The 16,865-nt window shown below is 73.6% G+C and carries 19 protein-coding genes; 14 read left to right on the top strand and 5 right to left on the bottom strand.

The window, feature by feature from the left end; genetic code table 11:
• Positions 1-243 precede the first annotated feature (243 nt).
• The 8 genes from ACFYYJ_RS34645 to ACFYYJ_RS34610 all read left to right on the top strand — a co-directional run bounded on the left by ACFYYJ_RS34645 (position 244) and on the right by ACFYYJ_RS34610 (position 7,645).
• A complete protein-coding gene (locus ACFYYJ_RS34645; protein WP_389138138.1) occupies positions 244-1,377 on the top strand; it encodes a segregation and condensation protein A in 1,134 nt (377 codons plus the stop codon).
• Positions 1,374-2,009 carry an SMC-Scp complex subunit ScpB gene (scpB, locus tag ACFYYJ_RS34640; RefSeq protein ID WP_385365448.1) on the top strand — a complete coding sequence of 212 codons (636 nt, stop codon included), beginning with the start codon at positions 1,374-1,376 and terminating at the stop codon, positions 2,007-2,009. Before ACFYYJ_RS34645 ends, scpB begins: the two co-directional genes overlap by 4 nt.
• Complete coding sequence (locus ACFYYJ_RS34635) at positions 2,009-3,328, top strand: pseudouridine synthase (RefSeq protein WP_389138136.1); 1,320 nt, start codon at positions 2,009-2,011, stop codon at positions 3,326-3,328. The genes scpB and ACFYYJ_RS34635 overlap by 1 nt, the downstream gene beginning before the upstream one ends.
• A 138-nt stretch (positions 3,329-3,466) precedes the next feature.
• The gene (gene pnuC / locus ACFYYJ_RS34630; RefSeq protein ID WP_385133050.1) at positions 3,467-4,063 is read left to right on the top strand and encodes a nicotinamide riboside transporter PnuC; all 597 of its coding nucleotides are present in this window, start codon (positions 3,467-3,469) and stop codon (positions 4,061-4,063) included.
• Complete coding sequence (locus tag ACFYYJ_RS34625; protein ID WP_389138134.1) at positions 4,060-5,139, top strand: AAA family ATPase; 1,080 nt, start codon at positions 4,060-4,062, stop codon at positions 5,137-5,139. The genes pnuC and ACFYYJ_RS34625 overlap by 4 nt, the downstream gene beginning before the upstream one ends.
• The gene (locus tag ACFYYJ_RS34620) at positions 5,136-5,876 is read left to right on the top strand and encodes an NUDIX domain-containing protein (RefSeq protein WP_389138132.1); all 741 of its coding nucleotides are present in this window, start codon (positions 5,136-5,138) and stop codon (positions 5,874-5,876) included. The genes ACFYYJ_RS34625 and ACFYYJ_RS34620 overlap by 4 nt, the downstream gene beginning before the upstream one ends.
• A complete protein-coding gene (locus ACFYYJ_RS34615; protein ID WP_385133031.1) occupies positions 5,873-6,883 on the top strand; it encodes an ADP-ribosylglycohydrolase family protein in 1,011 nt (336 codons plus the stop codon). Before ACFYYJ_RS34620 ends, ACFYYJ_RS34615 begins: the two co-directional genes overlap by 4 nt.
• Before the next feature lie 3 nt (positions 6,884-6,886).
• Complete coding sequence (locus tag ACFYYJ_RS34610) at positions 6,887-7,645, top strand: DNA polymerase beta superfamily protein (RefSeq protein WP_385365453.1); 759 nt, start codon at positions 6,887-6,889, stop codon at positions 7,643-7,645.
• 19 nt (positions 7,646-7,664) lie between these two features.
• On the opposite strand, the gene ACFYYJ_RS34605 is transcribed toward ACFYYJ_RS34610, so the two are convergent.
• The 3 genes from ACFYYJ_RS34605 to ACFYYJ_RS34595 form a co-directional block, all read right to left on the bottom strand.
• Entirely contained in the window at positions 7,665-8,345 is a 681-nt protein-coding gene (locus ACFYYJ_RS34605; protein WP_389138129.1) for a DNA polymerase beta superfamily protein, read from the bottom strand.
• A 28-nt stretch (positions 8,346-8,373) separates the two neighbouring features.
• A complete protein-coding gene (locus ACFYYJ_RS34600) occupies positions 8,374-8,838 on the bottom strand; it encodes a Rieske (2Fe-2S) protein (RefSeq protein WP_385133021.1) in 465 nt (154 codons plus the stop codon).
• Between the two features lie 81 nt (positions 8,839-8,919).
• Positions 8,920-9,264 carry a DUF952 domain-containing protein gene (locus ACFYYJ_RS34595; protein ID WP_389138126.1) on the bottom strand — a complete coding sequence of 115 codons (345 nt, stop codon included), beginning with the start codon at positions 9,262-9,264 and terminating at the stop codon, positions 8,920-8,922.
• Positions 9,265-9,401: 137 nt separating this feature from the next.
• On the opposite strand from ACFYYJ_RS34595, the gene ACFYYJ_RS34590 reads away from it, so the two are divergent.
• From ACFYYJ_RS34590 to der, 5 genes are all read left to right on the top strand, one after another.
• Positions 9,402-9,872, top strand: coding sequence for a YidB family protein (locus ACFYYJ_RS34590; protein ID WP_389138124.1), 471 nt, complete (start codon positions 9,402-9,404; stop codon positions 9,870-9,872).
• A 147-nt stretch (positions 9,873-10,019) separates the two neighbouring features.
• Positions 10,020-11,108: a prephenate dehydrogenase gene (locus ACFYYJ_RS34585; RefSeq protein ID WP_385133015.1), complete on the top strand. Its 1,089-nt coding sequence runs from the start codon at positions 10,020-10,022 to the stop codon at positions 11,106-11,108.
• A 296-nt stretch (positions 11,109-11,404) separates the two neighbouring features.
• Positions 11,405-12,112 carry a (d)CMP kinase gene (gene cmk / locus ACFYYJ_RS34580; protein WP_385133012.1) on the top strand — a complete coding sequence of 236 codons (708 nt, stop codon included), beginning with the start codon at positions 11,405-11,407 and terminating at the stop codon, positions 12,110-12,112.
• The gene (locus tag ACFYYJ_RS34575) at positions 12,067-12,756 is read left to right on the top strand and encodes a lysophospholipid acyltransferase family protein (protein WP_384594313.1); all 690 of its coding nucleotides are present in this window, start codon (positions 12,067-12,069) and stop codon (positions 12,754-12,756) included. Before cmk ends, ACFYYJ_RS34575 begins: the two co-directional genes overlap by 46 nt.
• A gap of 75 nt (positions 12,757-12,831) precedes the next feature.
• Positions 12,832-14,298: a ribosome biogenesis GTPase Der gene (gene der / locus ACFYYJ_RS34570; RefSeq protein ID WP_385133009.1), complete on the top strand. Its 1,467-nt coding sequence runs from the start codon at positions 12,832-12,834 to the stop codon at positions 14,296-14,298.
• Between the two features lie 27 nt (positions 14,299-14,325).
• Here der and ACFYYJ_RS34565 read toward each other — a convergent pair whose 3' ends face one another.
• Both ACFYYJ_RS34565 and ACFYYJ_RS34560 read right to left on the bottom strand, forming a co-directional pair.
• Positions 14,326-14,709, bottom strand: coding sequence for a hypothetical protein (locus ACFYYJ_RS34565; protein WP_385133006.1), 384 nt, complete (start codon positions 14,707-14,709; stop codon positions 14,326-14,328).
• Positions 14,710-14,865: 156 nt separating this feature from the next.
• Positions 14,866-15,684, bottom strand: coding sequence for a hypothetical protein (locus ACFYYJ_RS34560; RefSeq protein ID WP_385133003.1), 819 nt, complete (start codon positions 15,682-15,684; stop codon positions 14,866-14,868).
• Positions 15,685-15,978: 294 nt separating this feature from the next.
• Here ACFYYJ_RS34560 and ACFYYJ_RS34555 point away from each other — a divergent pair, with 294 nt between their 5' ends.
• Positions 15,979-16,773: a transglycosylase family protein gene (locus ACFYYJ_RS34555; protein ID WP_389138121.1), complete on the top strand. Its 795-nt coding sequence runs from the start codon at positions 15,979-15,981 to the stop codon at positions 16,771-16,773.
• Positions 16,774-16,865 lie beyond the last annotated feature (92 nt).

The raw sequence follows: 16,865 nt of genomic DNA, 5'->3' as shown, positions 1-16,865 counted from the left end.
CCGGGCACCGGGCTCCGCCCGTACCTCAAACGCCGGAGGGGCTGGATTTGCCCGCCCGGAGGGGTTGGACGTGCCCGCCGGGGAGGGGGTGGTGTGCGCCGGTGGGGCCGGAGTGTGGCTGCGTTCGGCGTGGCCGGGGCCTTGGCGCGGGGGCGGGATCCGGTTGCCGACTAGGCTGCTCGTGGTTGGCGGGGGTGCCCCCGCCCGGCCGTACGACGTTCGCCCCGCGCCCCCTGGACCCCGATGCCCCTCCCCGCCGAACCCGGCCGTCCGACCCGCCGTGCGCTGGGTCGGGGGCCCGGTGTGCCGGGAGGGGGTGCTGAGCGCCCTGAGGGGGGCTCTGGGGGCCCCGAGTCGCGCCAGGGCGTCGTGGAGCCGGAGAACGCCCCTGAGGGGCACGAGGCGGCCCGTGACGGCGGGGCTCCCGAGGAGCGCGAGGCCGGGGCGGAGCCCGCGCGGCACGGGGACGTACCAGAGGCCGGGGGCGGGGGCGGGGGCAGTGCCCGCGGTGCCGGCCGGCCCGGACCGCCGCGCGGTGGGGCGGGAGGGGGGTCCGGGGAGCCCGCCGCAGGCGACGGGCGGTTCACGTTGCGGCTCGACAACTTCGAGGGGCCGTTCGATCTGCTGCTCCAGTTGATCTCCCGGCACAAGCTCGACGTCACCGAGGTCGCGCTGTCCCGGGTCACCGACGAGTTCATGGCCCACATCCGGGCCATGGGTCCCGACTGGGACCTCGACCAGACCACCGAGTTCCTCGTCGTCGCCGCCACTCTCCTCGACCTCAAGGCCGCCCGGCTGCTGCCGGTCGCCGAGGTGGAGGACGAGGGCGACCTCGCCCTGCTGGAGGCGCGGGACCTGCTCTTCGCCCGGCTGCTCCAGTACCGGGCGTACAAGAAGATCGCCGAGATCTTCGAGGACCGAGCCGAGGCCGAGGGCAAGCGGTACCCGCGGACCGTCGGGCTGGAGGCCCACCACGCCGACCTGCTCCCCGAGGTCGTCATCTCCATCGGCGCGGACGGGTTCGCCCGGCTCGCCGTCAAGGCCATGCAGCCCAGGGCCAAGCCTCAGGTCTACGTGGACCACATCCACGCCCCGCTCGTCAGCGTGCGCGAGCAGGCCGGGCTCGTGGTGCGGATGCTGAAGGCGCGCGGCGAGGCCACCTTCCAGGAGCTCACCGAGGACACCGACGACACCCTCACCGTCGTCGCCCGCTTCCTGGCCCTCCTGGAGCTCTACCGGGAGAAGGCGGTGGTCCTCGACCAGGAGGAGGCTCTGAACACCCTCACCGTGCGCTGGAGCGGCGGGGAGGGCGACGGCGACGGCATGCCGACCGTGACCGACGAGTTCGACCGGATCATCGTGGAGGCGAAGGATTGAGCAGCGAGACGAGTGCCGTGGCGGGGCTGGAGCTGAAGCCGGCCCTGGAGGCCGTCCTCATGGTCGTGGACGAGCCCGCGACCGAGGCGCACCTCGCCAAGGTGCTGGAGCGCACCCCGCGCGAGGTGGCGGACGCGCTGCGCGAGCTCGCCGACGAGTACACGGTGCAGCGGCGCGGCTTCGAGCTGCGGCTCGTGGCCGGCGGGTGGCGGTTCTACAGCCGGGCGGAGTACGCGCCGGCCGTCGAGGGCTTCGTACTGGACGGTCAGACGGCCCGGCTCACCCAGGCGGCCCTGGAGACCCTGGCGGTCGTCGCGTACCGCCAGCCGGTGAGCCGGTCGCGGGTCTCGGCGGTCCGCGGAGTCAACTGCGACGGCGTCATGCGGACCCTCCTCCAGCGGGGTCTCGTGGAGGAGGCGGGCGCGGAACCCGAAACAGGTGCGATCCTGTACAGGACGACGAACTACTTTCTGGAGCGGATGGGCCTGCGCGGCCTGGACGAGCTCCCGGAGCTCGCGCCCTTCCTCCCCGAGGCGGAGGCGATCGAAGCCGAGACGCAGGAAGGTGTGCCGTCGTTCGATCCGGACGCACCGGACACCGATGAAGACGACGACAAGACGACGGACATTTGATGCGAAGCAGCGGCAACGGCAACGGTGGCGGCAACAGGAACGGCGGCGGCGGCGCCGGAGGCGGGCGCGGTAACTCCCGCGGCGGCTCCGGCGGCGGCGGTGGCTTCCGCGGGAGCGGCTCCGGCGGTGGCAGCCGAGGCGGCAGCTCCGGCGGATCCCGTGGCGGCTCCTCCGGCGGTGGCTACCGCGGTGGCAGCTCGGGCGGCTCCCGCGGCGGCTACCAGGGCGGTGGCGGCTACCAGGGCGGCGGCTCCGACTCGCGCGACCGCGACCAGCCGGCCCCCCGCATCCGCAACCCGCGCCCCGAGGAGCGGCGCTACGACGTGGGCCCCGAGGGCGAGCGCAGCGGCCGCAGCGGCCCCAAGGCCGGCGGCGGCGGCGCCCGTGGTGCGGCCGCGCGCGGCGGTGCCAAGGGAGGCCCCCGCACCGGTTCCAAGACCCCCGGCATCGGCGGGGCCGGGGGCCCGCGCAGCGGTCCCGGCAGCCGCAGCGGCAAGGCGCGCCCCCGCGAGCTGGACGCGCGCATCGAGGAGCGCGTGCGCGACCGGTACGCCGACAAGCCCGTGATCAAGACCCCGAAGACCTTCCCGGGTGCCGAGGAGGAGGGCGAGCGCCTGCAGAAGGTCCTCGCCCGCGCCGGCATGGGTTCGCGCCGCGCCTGCGAGGAGCTCATCGAGCAGGCCCGCGTCGAGGTCAACGGCGAGATCGTGCTGGAGCAGGGCAAGCGCGTCCAGCCGAAGGACGAGATCAAGGTGGACGGCCTGACCGTCGCCACCCAGTCGTACCTGTTCTTCGCGCTGAACAAGCCGGCCGGCGTCGTCTCCACGATGGAGGACCCGGACGGCCGCCAGTGCCTCGGCGACTACGTCACCAACCGTGAGACGCGTCTCTTCCACGTCGGCCGGCTCGACACCGAGACCGAGGGCATCATCCTGCTCACCAACCACGGCGAGCTGGCCCACCGCCTGACGCACCCGAAGTACGGCGTGCAGAAGACGTACGTGGCCGCGATCACCGGCAACCTGCCGCGTGACATCGGCAAGCGCCTCAAGGACGGCATCGAGCTGGAGGACGGTTACGCCCGCGCCGACAACTTCCGCGTCGTCGACCAGGTCGGCAAGAACTACCTGGTCGAGGTGACCCTCCACGAGGGCCGCAAGCACATCGTGCGCCGCATGCTGGCCGAGGCGGGCTTCCCCGTCGACAAGCTCGTCCGGACCGCCTTCGGTCCGATCGAGCTCGGCGACCAGAAGTCGGGCTGGCTGCGCCGCCTGACCAACACCGAGGTCGGCATGCTGATGCGCGAGGTCGGTCTGTAGTACCGCCCCGTCCCGGAAGATCCTGAAAAGCCCGCGGTGCCCTTCGGCGCCGTGGGCTTTTCCCTTGTCCCGGACGGCCCCCTCTGTTTATAGTCAACCTGACTATTAAAGGAGTGAGGGATTCTCGTGAGCTGGACCATGAGTTGGACCGAGGTACTCGGATTCGCCACTGGTGCCCTGTGCGTCTGGCTCGTCGCCCGCCAGCACGTCGCCAACTGGCCCATCGGCATCGCCAACAACGTCTTCTTCATCGTCCTGTTCGCCCAGGCCGGCCTCTACGCCGACGCCGGGCTGCAGGTCGTCTTCATCGCCCTCGCCGCGTACGGCTGGTGGTCCTGGACCCACGGGGGTGGACCAGGAACCGCGCAGGCCCTGCCGGTGCGCCGCACCACGCGCGCCGAATGGCTCTGGTTGGCCGCGGCGGGGGCGGTGGGGGTCCTCGCCCTCACGTTCCTGCTGGACCGGGTCACGGACTCCACCGTGCCCTTCTGGGACGCCCTGACGACCGGGCTCTCGCTCGCGGCCACCTACGGCCAGTGCCGCAAGCTCGTCGAGTCCTGGTGGCTGTGGATCGCCGCCGACCTCGTGTACGTCCCGCTCTACGCCTACAAGGGGCTCTACCTCACCGCGGTCCTCTACGTCGGCTTCCTCGCGCTCTGCGTGGCCGGCCTGGCCGGCTGGCGCCGGGACCTTCCCGCGCGGGAGAACCGCACGGCCCTGGGAGCGACGGCATGAGGCGCTACGCGCACGGCCTGGTGCTCGGCAAGTTCTACCCGCCGCACGCCGGCCACCACCACCTGGTGCGCACCGCCCAGGACCGCTGCGACCGGCTGACCGTGCTCGTGTGCGCGGCCTCCGTGGAATCCGTACCGCTCGCCGACCGCGTCGCCTGGATGCGCGAGGAACACCCCGGCGCGGACGTCGTCGGCGCCGTCGACGACATCCCCGTCGACCTGACGGACCCGGCGGTCTGGGAGGCGCACATGGCGATCTTCCGGGAAGCGGTCGGCCGGCCCGTCGACGCCGTCTTCACCTCGGAGGAGTACGGGACCGAGCTCGCGCGACGGTTCGACGCCGAGGAGGTCTGCGTCGACCCGGCCCGGACCCTGTTCCCGGTCTCCGGGACGGCCGTACGGGCCGATCCCGCGGGCTGCTGGGACTTCCTGGGGCCGGCCGTACGGGCCTCCCTGGCCCGGCGGGTCGTCGTACTGGGCGCCGAGTCCACCGGCACGACGACGCTCTCGCGGGCGCTCGCGGCGCACTACCGGGCGCGCGGCGGGGTGTGGTCCGCGACGGGCTGGGTCGCCGAGTACGGGCGCCGGTACAGCGAGGAGAAGCTGGAGGCGGCCCGCGCCGCCGACCCGGCGGCCGGCTGGGAGGACGTCACCTTCGCCTCGGAGGAGTTCCCGGTCATCGCCAGGAGGCAGGACGCGGAGGAGGAGAGGGCGGCCCGGCTGGGCTCGCCGCTGCTGATCTGCGACACCGACTCCTTCGCCACCGGCATCTGGCACGAACGCTACGTCGGCGGACGCAACGAGGAGGTGGAGAAGACCGCCGCCCTCACCCGGCGCGACCTGTACCTGCTGACGGACGACGCGGCCGTGCCCTTCGAGGACGACGGCCTGCGCGACGGCCCGCACCTGCGGCCCTGGATGACCGGACGGTTCCGGGAGGAACTGGAGCGCACCGGCAGGCGTTTCCTCGTCATGCGGGGCAGTCGCGAGGAACGGCTGGCGGCAGCGGTCGAGGCAGTCGACGAACTGCTCGCCGAGGGATGGCACTTCGCCGACCCGCTGCCGGAGACCCGATGAGTGGCGCGCCGCCCGCGGGCTACGACCCGTACGCCTTCTCGCCGTTCGCGGTGACCGTCGACCTCGCGGTGTTCACCGTGCGGGCCGGGCTCCTGCACGTGCTGCTCATCCGGCGCGGCCAGGAGCCCTACGAGGGGGCCTGGGCGCTGCCCGGCGGCTTCGTCCTGCCCCGGGAGTCCGCCGAGACCGCCGCCCGCCGGGAACTGGCCGAGGAGACCGGTCTCGCGGAGCCCCTGGTGGCCGGCCTGCACCTGGAACAGCTGCGCACCTACAGCGAACCGGACCGCGACCCGCGGATGCGGGTGGTCTCCGTGGCCTTCACGGCGCTGGTCCCGGACCTGCCCGAGCCGGCGCCGGACGGCGGCGGCGACGCGGCGCAGGCCCGCTGGGTGCCCGTGGGGGAGGCCCGGGAACTGGCCTTCGACCACGCGGTGATCCTCGCCGACGCGGTCGAGCGGATCCGTTCGAAGCTGGAGTACACCTGCCTGGCCACCGCCTTCTGCCCGCCCGAATTCACCCTCGGGGAGCTCCAGACCGTCTACGAGACCGTCTGGGACACCACCCTCGACCGCCCCAACTTCCGCCGCAAGGTGCTCGCCACGCCCGGGTTCGTCGAAGCCGTGCCCGGCGCCGCCCGGCTGACCGGCGGGCGCGGCAAACCGGCCGCCCTCCACCGGGCCGGCCCCGCCACCGCCCTCCACCCCCCGCTGCTCCGACCCGAAGGAACCACGCGATGACGAAACGAGCCGCGACCGGCGCCCTGCTCGGGCTGGCCCTGGGTGACGCCCTCGGCTTCCCCACAGAGTTCAACGACGTCCCGTCGATCCTCGCGAAGACCGGCCCTTGGCGGGAGATGAAGCTGCCCCGCCCGGCGATCGTCACGGACGACACCCAGATGACCCTCGCCCTGGCGCGCGGCATACGGACCGCCGCCGAGCGGGGCCCGGTCGGCCCGCTGCGCCTGGCCCGCCCGGTCCGCGAGGAGTTCGTCGACTGGTACCACTCGCCCGAGAACAACCGCGCCCCCGGCCGCACCTGCCTGGTGGCCTGCTCGCTGCTGAACCACCCGGAGCGGGACTGGCGGGACGCCAGCCAGATCGGCTCCAAGGGCTGCGGCGCGAACATGCGCGTGGCGCCCGTCGGCCTGGTCCCCGGCTGGACGGACGAGGAGCGCGCGGGCGCCGCCCAGCTCCAGTCGGCCCTCACCCACGGCCACCCCACCGCCCTCGCCGCCTCCGACCTGACCGCCCGCGCCGTCCACCTCCTGGCGCAGGGCACCGAGGTGACGGGCCTGGTCGGGCTGCTGCGCTCGTACGCCCTGGAGAACCGCACCCGCTACCACGAGCGCTGGCTCGGCGACCTGTGGATGCGGACCGCCTCCGACGCCTCGCCGGAGTCCTTCATCGCACGCGGCTGGGACGAGTGCCTGGGGGTCCTGGACCGGCTGGCGGCGGCCCTGCGCACCCCGTCCCCGGAGACGGACCCCTGCCTGACCACCGGCGACGGATGGATCGCGGAGGAGGCCCTCGCGACCGCCCTCCAGTGCTTCCTGCTCTTCCCCGACGAGCCGATCCTGGCCCTGCGCCGCGCGGCCTGCACCAAGGGCGACTCGGACTCCCTCGCCTGCCTCGCCGGCGCCTTCGCCGGAGCCCACCTCGGCGCGGACGTCTGGCCCCGCGACTGGGAGGGCCGCATCGAGTACCGGGACGAACTCCTGGCCTTCGGAGCCCTCTGGGATGCTTGATCCATGCTGGACGCACTGAGTCTCGACCTCGCCCCCGTCGTGGCGGAGCAGCCCGACCCGCTGCTCTTCGCCACGGTCTCGGGCGCCCACCTGTACGGATTCCCCTCGCGGGACTCCGACGTCGACCTGCGCGGCGCGCACCTGCTGCCGGCGGGCGCCCTCCTCGGACTGCGTGATCCGGAGGAGACCCGCACCCGCATGTGGGACCGGGACGACGTGGAGATGGACCTGGTCACGCACGACCTGCGCAAGTTCGTACGGCTCATGCTGAACCGCAACGGCTACGTCCTGGAGCAGTTGCTGTCCCCGCTGGTGGTCCACACGACGCCGACGCACGAGGAGCTGATCGCGCTGGCTCCGGGCGTGCTGACCTCGCACCACGCCCACCACTACCGGGGCTTCGCCAACACCCAGTGGCGGCTCTTCGACAAGGCCCGCGAACTCAAGCCGGTGCTCTACGCGTTCCGGGCCCTGCTCACCGGCATCCAGCTGATGCGCTCGGGCGAGGTGCAGGCGCACCTGCCGACCCTGCTCGGCGAGGTGGCGGAGGCGCCCGCGTACCTCGGGGCCCTGATCGAGGCCAAGGTGGCCGCCGAGCACGGCGGCTACGAAGGACCGGACCCCGCCCGGGTGCGCGGCGACTTCGAGGCGCTGCACGCCGTGCTGGACGCGGCCCAGGCCGCGTCGGCGCTGCCCGAGCAGGCGTCCGCGTACGACGCGCTCGACGAGCTCGTCGTACGGCGCCGGACGCGACACGGCTGACACCGCGAGGTCACGAGGGTTACGGGACCGCCGCGCGACGCGTGCGCAGGAGGAAGTCCTCGACGCGGGCCAGGTCCGGCTCCTCGGGCAGCGGCGTCGTGGAGAGGGCCGCCCCGGTCTCCTCCTGGAGCCGCGCCATCCAGGCGTCGACCTCCTCCCAGGAGGCCTCACCACGGCGGACGGCGAGCAGGCGCTCGCGGTACGGGCCCGCGTCGATGGTCAGCCGGCCCGTGCGCAGCAGGTCCCGGCAGGACAGGAGCAGCCGCAGCAGGTGCATGGCGTGCTTCCAGCGCGGGGCGCCGTGGACGCGGACGTCCGCGAGGAGTTTGCCGCGCTGGGAAGCCGCATACCGGCTGAAGCTGGTGTGGGCCCGGCGGGAGAGGAACGCCCCGCGCAGGGAGAGGAGTTCGTCGCCGACCGGGGTGGTCTCCTCCACGAGGGGGGAGTGGAGGCACTCCAGGATGTTCGGGTTGGCGCGGAGCGCGAGCTCGCAGAAGCGCTCCAGCTCCCAGGAGAACTCCTCGTCCCGAGGGCCCTCCACGTGCGTGGGGGGCTTCTCGAACCGCCAGAACAGCGGCGTGGGGGCGAGGTAGACACCGCGCCGGTCGGTGTCGCTCGCCTCCGTCGCCAGCCCGAACGCCCGGGACCCCATCACGCACCGGTAGACCGTGTGGTCCCGTACCAGTGTCAGATCGTCCATCAGGGGAGACTAGGCGCCACGGCCTGCGCTACGCGAGCGAGATGTTCCCGTCCGGGGACACGGTGATCTTCTTCTCGGGCAGCGGCTTGGTGGCCGGGCCGTGGGCCACCGCACCGTCCGCGACCTCGAACTTGCTGCCGTGGCAGGGGCAGTCGATGGTGCCGTTCTCCACCTTGTTGACCAGGCAGCCCTGGTGCGTGCAGACCGCGCTGAAGCAGCGGAAGGACCCGGCGGTGGGCTGGGTGACCACCAGCTTCTCCTCCTTGAGGATCGTGCCGCCGCCCACCGGTACGTCCGCCGCCTTGGCGATGGCCTTGCCGCCCGCCGCCGGCTCGGAGGCGGACCCGCCCGAGGAGGGGGTGGCCGCGCTGCCCGACTCGCTCTTCGGCTGTTCCTTCTCGCTGGTGCCGCACGCGGCGAGGGTGCCGCCCGCGAGGGCGGCCGCTCCCACCGCCAGGACGGTGCGGCGGGCGGTGCTCGTGGGGTCGCTCATGGGTGTCTCCTCAGCAGTCTGGCAGTCGGCGAGCAGCATCCTGGCCTGTACCGGACCGTAGGTGAAGCCCGCCGCGCCGTCTCAACGGCCGGCCGGTGCCCACGGGGCCAGTGAGGCAGGGCTGCCTGGTGTGCGTACCACCTCCCACACGCGCCCCACGGCTTCCCGGTTCAGCGGGCCGAAGACGTGCGGGTAACGGCCACCGGAGTCACCCTCCCGGCGGACCTCCGCCGTCAGGGCGACCTCGTCGAGTTCCACCGCGAGCAGGGTCCCCGGCAGCTCCCGGTAGTACGCCTCGACGATCGCCAGGGCGGTGGCCCGGTCCGCCGAACAGTGCACGAAACCCTCGGAGTCGAGCGAGGGCGGGGCGTACGGGAGGTCGGGCTCGGCGGTCCAGTCGGCGAGCGGGACGATGTGGAAGATCATGCCGATCGTTCTACCCCAGCGGTGGGGGAGCCGTGTGCCAGGTGGCGACATGACCCGCCATCGGTGAGATTGTCCGTGTCTCGAAGCCGGGTACGACGCCGTCCGCGCGGCCCGGTCCCTCTTCGAAAGGCAGCACCATGGCGGGTAACGACCTCGGCTCCCTTCTCGGTGGCCTCCTCGGCGGCTCCGGCGGCTCCGGCGGCTCCGGCGGCTCCGGCGGCTCCGGCGGCGGCCAGGGTGGCGGCAACATCCTCGGCGCGCTGCTCGGCGCGCTCATGGGCGGTGGCGCGGGCGGTGGCGGTGCGCAGGCCGGCGGCAACGGCAACCCGCTCGGCGGGCTCCTGGACATGCTGACCAAGTCCGGCCTCGCGGACCAGGCGCAGTCCTGGATCGGCACGGGGGACAACCAGCCCGTCAGCGGCGCACAGGTCAGGGAGGCGCTGCCGGACGACACCCTGCAGAAGGTCGCGCAGGAGGCGGGCGTCAGCCCCGAGCAGGCCGCGGACCAGATCGCGCGGACGCTGCCGCAGGCGGTCGACAGGCTGACGCCGAGTGGGCAGATGCCGTCCGGGTCGCTGGAGGACATCATCAAGGCACAGGCCCTCTGACCGCTCCGACCCCCCGGTACGACAGGTTCCGCACGAGGGCCCGGCGGCCCCGTCCCACGGGATGGGCGGCCGGGCCCTCGCGCTGCCCTCTCTGGCTACCCTGGCCACGCAGAGTCCTTGATCCCTTACGCACCCCTGGAGAGCCCCGTGAGAACCGCCGTCGTCATCGGAACCGGACTGATCGGCACCTCCGCAGCACTCGCCCTGTCGGGCCGGGGCATCACCGTCCACCTCGTCGACCACGACCCGGCCCAGGCCCGTACGGCCGCGGCCCTCGGCGCCGGCACCGACGAGCCCTTCGACGGCCAGGTCGACCTCGCGATCGTCGCCGTACCGCCGGCCCACGTGGCGTCGACCCTGGCGGACGTGATCGGGCGCGGCGTGGCGCGGGCGTACGTGGACGTGGCCAGCGTCAAGGGCGGGCCGCGGCGGGAGCTCGCGGAACTCGGCGTGGACCTCACCGCCTACATCGGCACGCACCCGATGGCCGGCAAGGAGCGGTCGGGGCCGCTCGCGGGCTCGGCGGACCTGTTCGAAGGCCGCCCCTGGGTGCTGACCCCGACCCGGGACACGGAGCACGAGGTCCTGAACCTCGCCCTCGAACTGGTGGCCCTGTGCCGGGCCGTCCCGATCGTGATGGACGCGGACGCCCACGACCGGGCGGTGGCGCTGGTCTCCCACACCCCGCAACTGGTGTCGAGCATGGTCGCGGCCCGGCTGGAGGAGGCCGACGAGACCGCCGTCCGGCTGTGCGGGCAGGGGATAAGGGACGTGACGCGGATCGCGGCCTCCGACCCCCGGATGTGGGTGGAGATCCTGTCCGCGAACCCGGGGCCGGTGGCGGACGTCCTGGCCGGGATCGCGGCCGACCTGGAGGAGACCGTCGAGGCGCTGCGGGGCCTGCAGTCGGCCGACGAGGAGAAGCGTCGGGGCGGCGCCGCCGGGATCGAGGACGTGCTGCGGCGCGGGAACGCGGGGCGGGTGCGGGTGCCGGGCAAGCACGGCGCGGCGCCGACGGTCTACGAGACGGTGGCCGTGCTCATCTCCGACCAGCCGGGCGAGCTGGCGCGGATCTTCGCCGACGCCGGGCGGGCCGGGGTCAACATCGAGGACGTGCGGATCGAGCACGCGACGGGGCAGCAGGCGGGTCTCGTGCAGCTGATGGTGGAGCCTCGGGCGGTGGCCGGCCTGACGGCCGAGCTCCGGGAGCGGGGCTGGGCGCTGCGGCAGCAGTAGCCTCGCGGGGCGGCGGGCGGATCGGGCGCGGCGCCGTTGCCGGGGCTCCGCCCCGGACCCGGAGCCCGCGCCTCGAACGCCGGCGGGGCTGGAATGCCCTGCCGGCAATCCGGCCCCGCCTGGCGGACGGCAGGAGCGAAAACCAGCCCCTCCCGCGTTCGAGGAGCGGGGTACGGGGCGGAGCCCCGGGGCTTTGACCCGCACGGGACCAAGGGCTTCCCGGGGCCGGTAACCTGGAGCAGGGGCGTTTTTGCGCGCCCTCGTACCTACGCGCTAACCAGGAAGGTGCCCGCACCGTGGAAACCGCAGCTCCGGCAGCCGTGATCGTCGCCATCGACGGTCCCTCCGGCACGGGCAAGTCCAGCACCTCCAAGGCCGTGGCCGCCAAGCTCGGGCTGCGCTACCTGGACACCGGTGCCCAGTACCGGGCCATCACCTGGTGGATGATCACCAACGGCGTGGACACCGAGGACCCGGAAGCGATCGCCCTCGCCGCCGGCAAGCCCGCCATCGTCTCCGGTACGGACCCGGCCGCGCCCACCATCACCGTGGACGGCCTCGATGCCTCCGGTCCCATCCGCACCCAGGAGGTCACCTCCAAGGTCAGCGCCGTCAGCGCCGTCCCCGAGGTGCGCACCCTGATCACCGAGCTCCAGCGGTCCATCGCCGCCGAGGCGGCCCAGGAGGCCGACGGGATCGTCGTCGAGGGCCGGGACATCGGCACCACCGTGCTGCCCGACGCCGACCTGAAGGTCTTCCTGACGGCCTCCGCGGAGGCCCGTGCGGCCCGCCGCAGCGGCGAGCTGCGCGGCAAGGAGGCCGCCGACCTCGCCGCCACCAAGGCGGCGCTGATCAAGCGCGACGCCGCGGACTCCGGCCGCAAGACCTCCCCCCTCGCCAAGGCCGACGACGCCGTCGAGGTCGACACCACCGAGCTCACCCTCGACCAGGTGATCGAATGCGTCGTGACCCTGGTGGAGGAGAAGCGGGTGGGCCGCAAGTGAGCGGTACGCCCTCCCTCAAGGGTGCGGCGGTCGGCAGGCGCATCGGCATCGGGCTCATGTACGGGCTGTGGAAGCCCCGCGTGCTCGGCGCCTGGAAGGTGCCCGCCTCGGGCCCCGTCATCCTCGCCGTGAACCACTCGCACAACATCGACGGCCCCATGGTCATGGGCACCGCTCCCCGACCCCTGCACTTCCTGATCAAGAAGGAAGCGTACGTCGGCCCGCTCGGCCCCTTCCTCGAAGGGATCGGGCAGGTCAAGGTCGACCGCAGTGGCCCCGACCGGACGGCCATAGGCCGCGCCCTCGGCGTGCTCGACAACGGCGGCGCCCTGGGGATCTTCCCCGAGGGCACCCGGGGCGAAGGCGACTTCGCCTCGCTGCGCGCCGGGCTCGCCTACTTCGCGGTCCGCAGCGGCGCGCCCATCGTGCCGGTGGCCGTGCTGGGCAGCGGCGACACCCCGGGGCGGCTGGTCAAGGGGCTGCCCGCCCTCAAGAGCCGGGTCGACGTCGTCTTCGGCTCGGCCTTCGACGCCGGGGACGGCAGTGGCCGCCGTACCCGTACCGCGCTGGACCAGGCGACCGTACGCATCCAGGACCGGCTGACCGCCCACCTGGCCGACGCCAAGCGCCTCACCGGGCGCTGAGCGAGACTTGACCCAGTAGTGGAACCGCGCTGCGCGGCTGCCACCGATCACCACGAACGACGAGGAACGGACTTCATGAACGACCAGCACGACCACGGAGCACTTGGCGATGCCGAGTACGCGGAGTTCATGGAGCTCGCCGCGGAAGAGGGCTTCGACATCGAGGACGTCGAAGGTGCCCTCGAGGAGGCCGCTGCCGGCCCCCTCCCCGTCCTCGCCGTCGTCGGCCGGCCGAACGTCGGCAAGTCGACCCTGGTGAACCGCATCATCGGCCGCCGCGAGGCGGTCGTCGAGGACAAGCCCGGCGTCACCCGCGACCGCGTCACGTACGAGGCCGAGTGGGCGGGCCGCCGCTTCAAGGTCGTCGACACCGGCGGCTGGGAGCAGGACGTCCTCGGCATCGACGCCTCCGTCGCCGCCCAGGCCGAGTACGCCATCGAGACCGCCGACGCCGTGGTCTTCGTCGTCGACGCCAAGGTCGGCGCCACCGACACCGACGAGGCCGTCGTACGCCTGCTGCGCAAGTCCAAGAAGCCCGTGGTGCTGTGCGCCAACAAGGTCGACGGCCAGAGCGGCGAGTCCGACGCGGCCTCCCTGTGGTCCCTGGGCCTCGGCATGCCGCACCCGGTCTCCTCGCTGCACGGCCGCGGCACCGGCGACATGCTGGACGCCGTCCTGGAGGCCCTGCCGGAGGCCCCCGAGCAGACCTTCGGCGCCGGCACCGCCATCGGCGGCCCGCGCCGCATCGCGCTGATCGGCCGCCCGAACGTGGGCAAGTCCTCGCTGCTCAACAAGGTCGCGAAGGAGGAGCGGGTCGTCGTCAACGAGCTGGCCGGCACCACCCGCGACCCGGTCGACGAACTGATCGAGCTCGGCGGCATCACCTGGAAGTTCGTCGACACCGCCGGCATCCGCAAGAAGGTCCACCTCCAGCAGGGCGCCGACTACTACGCGTCCCTGCGCACGGCCGCGGCCGTGGAGAAGGCGGAGGTCGCGGTCATCCTGATCGACACGACCGAGCAGATCAGCGTCCAGGACCAGCGCATCATCACCATGGCCGTCGAGGCCGGCCGCGCCATCGTGATCGCCTACAACAAGTGGGACGAGCTCGACGAGGAGCGCCGCTACTACCTCGAGCGCGAGATCGAGACCGAGATGCAGCAGGTCTCCTGGGCGCCCCGGGTGAACGTCTCGGCGCTCACCGGCCGCCACATGGAGAAGCTGGTCCCGGCGATCGAGACCGCCCTCGCGGGCTGGGAGACGCGCATCCCCACCGGTCGGCTGAACGCCTTCCTCGGTGAGGTCGTCGCCGCCCACCCGCACCCGATCCGCGGCGGCAAGCAGCCCCGCATCCTGTTCGGTACCCAGGCCGGCAGCAAGCCGCCGCGGTTCGTCCTCTTCGCGTCCGGCTTCCTGGAGCACGGCTACCGGCGCTTCATCGAGCGCCGGCTGCGCGAGGAGTTCGGCTTCGAGGGCACCCCGATCCACATGTCGGTGCGGGTGCGCGAGAAGCGCGGCGCCCAGTACAAGAAGAAGAAGTAGTACGGGGCGGGAACAGCGGTCCCGGGGTCAGTAGCCCCGGCGCGGAGCGGGCGGCAGTGCCGCCGGGATGTGCGTCATCCCGGTCTGGTGCTGTCGCCCGCCGCTGTATGCGGGGGCGGGCTCGGAGACGGTGCCCGCGTAGGAGTAGGCGGGCGGCTGCGGGGTGTAGGAGGGCTGCCAGTCGTCGACGCGCTGCCATGCGGAACCGTTCCAGCCGCTGCCGTACGAGCTGCCGCCGGTGTAGCCGCCCCCGTACGAGAACGCCGTGAACCCGAGGTCCTCCTCGCCCGTGCGGTCGCCGGGCAGGGCCCGGAAGGCGCGCAGGTACTCCGAGTACAGCGTGTCGTAGATCGGGGTGTGCGAGACGGTGCTCGTACGGGCGGGGGCGCGGGAGGAGTCGTATGAGTGCACGTACCAGCCAACGAACGCGCTGCCCTGCGGATGCGGGGTGAACGGGGCGAAAACGCAAGAGGCCGGGGGTGCGCGGGACGGACCGCGCACCCCCGGCGCACACCGCCGGGCCCCCGGGGTGAAGGGGGCCGGCGGCCGTTCCGGGGCCGGTGGGCGTCAGGCCCCCGGGGTACCCGCGAGGGGCATGGAGGCGGCCACGAGCTTGCCCGCGGCGGCGGCCTTGTCCAGGGCGTCGCGCAGCAGGTCCTCGCGGGGCTGCTGGCCGATGGAGCCGACCGGGGCGGCGTAGATGAGCACGCGCTGGGTCTTGTTGACGGCGGTCCGCCAGCCGTCGGTGACCGACAGCGCCTGGTGCGCCTGCCACCAGGCGACCTGGCCGCCGTCGGCACCCGGCTGCAGCACGGCGTGCAGCTGCCCGCCCGCGAGCAGCACCGACCAGCCGCCGAGGGCGGTGGGGAGCTCAGCGGTGTCCGTGACCGGGATGAAGCCCTGCTCGATGAGGAGCGGCAGGAAGTCGTCCCCGGGGCCCGTGGTGCCGGGGCGGGCGATCGGCGCGGTCGGCTCGACGACCAGGGCGGGGTGCAGCTCGCCGCCGATCAGGATCAGGCCGCTGGTGATGCCGAGGACGGCCTGGCCGCCGGGGACGTTCTGCGGGCCCTCCCCGGGGAGCGGCAGGACGGGGACGGCGGGGGCCGGGCTGTCGCCGGTGATGCTGCGGACGGCGCCCTGCAGCTGCTCCTCGGACACGGTGACGACCTGCGAGGGGATGCAGGTGGCGTGGGCGAAGGCGAGGACGGCGGTCTCCTCGCCGACGAACAGCACCGTGCTGGTGCGGTCGCTCTCCGGGTCGCCGGGGGTGCGGCAGGAGGTGCAGTCGTAACTGCGCGGTGCGTCGTCGCCGACGAGCAGCCTCTCGGCTTCTTCGTCACCGATCTCGGCACGTACCTCATCACTGACGTCGAGCATGCGCGGCACGGGGTGGCTCCTCGGCATAGGTGCGGGCCGGGCGGATCCCGGCTCGCCGGGCTCAACGTGGGATCGGCGGCCGGGGTCACGCCATTGGAGGGAACGGAATCGAACCGGGCCCCCGGAAGAGTGAACCGTCCGACCGGGGCTTTGTTTTCGTGCCAACCCTTTTCTGGTTGTGTGCAGTTGGTGCGCGGAGATGGTCGTTTGGGGGAGCCGGCACGGTCGGCCGACCGGGTGGGGTGCGGGGGCGCGCGGCGCGGCGGGCCGGGCGGGCGGCGGGGCCGCGCGTAGCGTGACGCGATGCCCAACCTCGGGATCCGGCCGGGCGCCATCGGCGCCGCCGTCACCGTCACCGCTGCCGCCGTGCTGGCGCTCGTACTCCCCTCCGGTGCGGCGGCAGCGGCCCCGCCACCGCCCGCTCCGGGGCCCGCGGGGGTGGCGCACCCCGGTTCGCCCGGGCTGATCGGGAAGGGACCCGGCGACTGCGGGCCGGGCGGGGAATGGCCCTGGGACTGCGTGGCCGACTGCGAGAGCAGCGGCCGCTGGGCGGTCAACACCGGCAACGGCTTCTATGGCGGGCTGCAGTTCTGGCAGCCGACGTGGGAGGAGTACGGCGGGCTCGCGTTCGCGAAGCGGGCCGACCTCGCGAGCCGCGGGCAGCAGATCCGGGTCGCGCAGGACGTCCTCGCCCGGCAGGGGTGGGACGCGTGGCCGGTGTGCTCGAAGCGGTACGGGTTGGCGGGCCGGATGTACACGGTGCGGGCGGGGGACACGCTGTACGGGATCGCCCGCCGGTACCGGGTGGCGGGCGGCTGGCGGGCGCTGTACGCGGCGAACCGGGCGGTGGTCGGGGCGCGGCCGGAGGTGATCGGGATCGGGATGCTGCTGGTGGTCCCGGGACCGGTGGCCGCCGCGGCCCCGGCTCAGGTCCCGGCCCCGGCCCCGGCCCAGGTCCCGGTCCCGGCCCCGGTCCCGGTCCCGGCCCCGGTCCCGGTCCCGGTCCCGGCCCCGGTCCCGGTCCCGGTCCCGGCCCCGGCCCCGGCCCCGGTCCCGACCTCGGTTCCCGGGGCTGCCGCCCCGTCGCCCCGCCGCTGACCGCTGCCGTGGGTGTCGCGGCTGCGGCGCCGCCGCCGGGGCTCCGCCCCGGACCCCGCGCCTCAAACGCCGGCGGGGCTGGACGTGCCCGC

The sequence above is a fragment of the Streptomyces sp. NPDC002467 genome (genome assembly GCF_042889825.1).
In the GTDB taxonomy this organism is placed as follows: domain Bacteria; phylum Actinomycetota; class Actinomycetes; order Streptomycetales; family Streptomycetaceae; genus Streptomyces.
Note: the sequence above shows the minus strand (reverse complement) of the source record. Positions and strands in the feature narration are given on the sequence as shown.

Bases quoted from the DNA above. Each gene is read 5' to 3' on its own strand.
- ACFYYJ_RS34645 (WP_389138138.1), top strand. From the start codon at position 244: ATGCCCCTCCCCGCCGAACCCGGCCGTCCGACCCGCCGTGCGCTGGGT.
- ACFYYJ_RS34635 (WP_389138136.1), top strand. From the start codon at position 2,009: ATGCGAAGCAGCGGCAACGGCAACGGTGGCGGCAACAGGAACGGCGGC.
- pnuC (WP_385133050.1), top strand. From the start codon at position 3,467: ATGAGTTGGACCGAGGTACTCGGATTCGCCACTGGTGCCCTGTGCGTC.
- ACFYYJ_RS34625 (WP_389138134.1), top strand. From the start codon at position 4,060: ATGAGGCGCTACGCGCACGGCCTGGTGCTCGGCAAGTTCTACCCGCCG.
- ACFYYJ_RS34620 (WP_389138132.1), top strand. From the start codon at position 5,136: ATGAGTGGCGCGCCGCCCGCGGGCTACGACCCGTACGCCTTCTCGCCG.
- ACFYYJ_RS34615 (WP_385133031.1), top strand. From the start codon at position 5,873: ATGACGAAACGAGCCGCGACCGGCGCCCTGCTCGGGCTGGCCCTGGGT.
- ACFYYJ_RS34610 (WP_385365453.1), top strand. From the start codon at position 6,887: ATGCTGGACGCACTGAGTCTCGACCTCGCCCCCGTCGTGGCGGAGCAG.
- ACFYYJ_RS34605 (WP_389138129.1), bottom strand. From the start codon at position 8,345: ATGGACGATCTGACACTGGTACGGGACCACACGGTCTACCGGTGCGTG.
- ACFYYJ_RS34600 (WP_385133021.1), bottom strand. From the start codon at position 8,838: ATGAGCGACCCCACGAGCACCGCCCGCCGCACCGTCCTGGCGGTGGGA.
- ACFYYJ_RS34595 (WP_389138126.1), bottom strand. From the start codon at position 9,264: ATGATCTTCCACATCGTCCCGCTCGCCGACTGGACCGCCGAGCCCGAC.
- ACFYYJ_RS34590 (WP_389138124.1), top strand. From the start codon at position 9,402: ATGGCGGGTAACGACCTCGGCTCCCTTCTCGGTGGCCTCCTCGGCGGC.
- ACFYYJ_RS34575 (WP_384594313.1), top strand. From the start codon at position 12,067: ATGCGTCGTGACCCTGGTGGAGGAGAAGCGGGTGGGCCGCAAGTGAGC.
- der (WP_385133009.1), top strand. From the start codon at position 12,832: ATGAACGACCAGCACGACCACGGAGCACTTGGCGATGCCGAGTACGCG.
- ACFYYJ_RS34555 (WP_389138121.1), top strand. From the start codon at position 15,979: ATGCCCAACCTCGGGATCCGGCCGGGCGCCATCGGCGCCGCCGTCACC.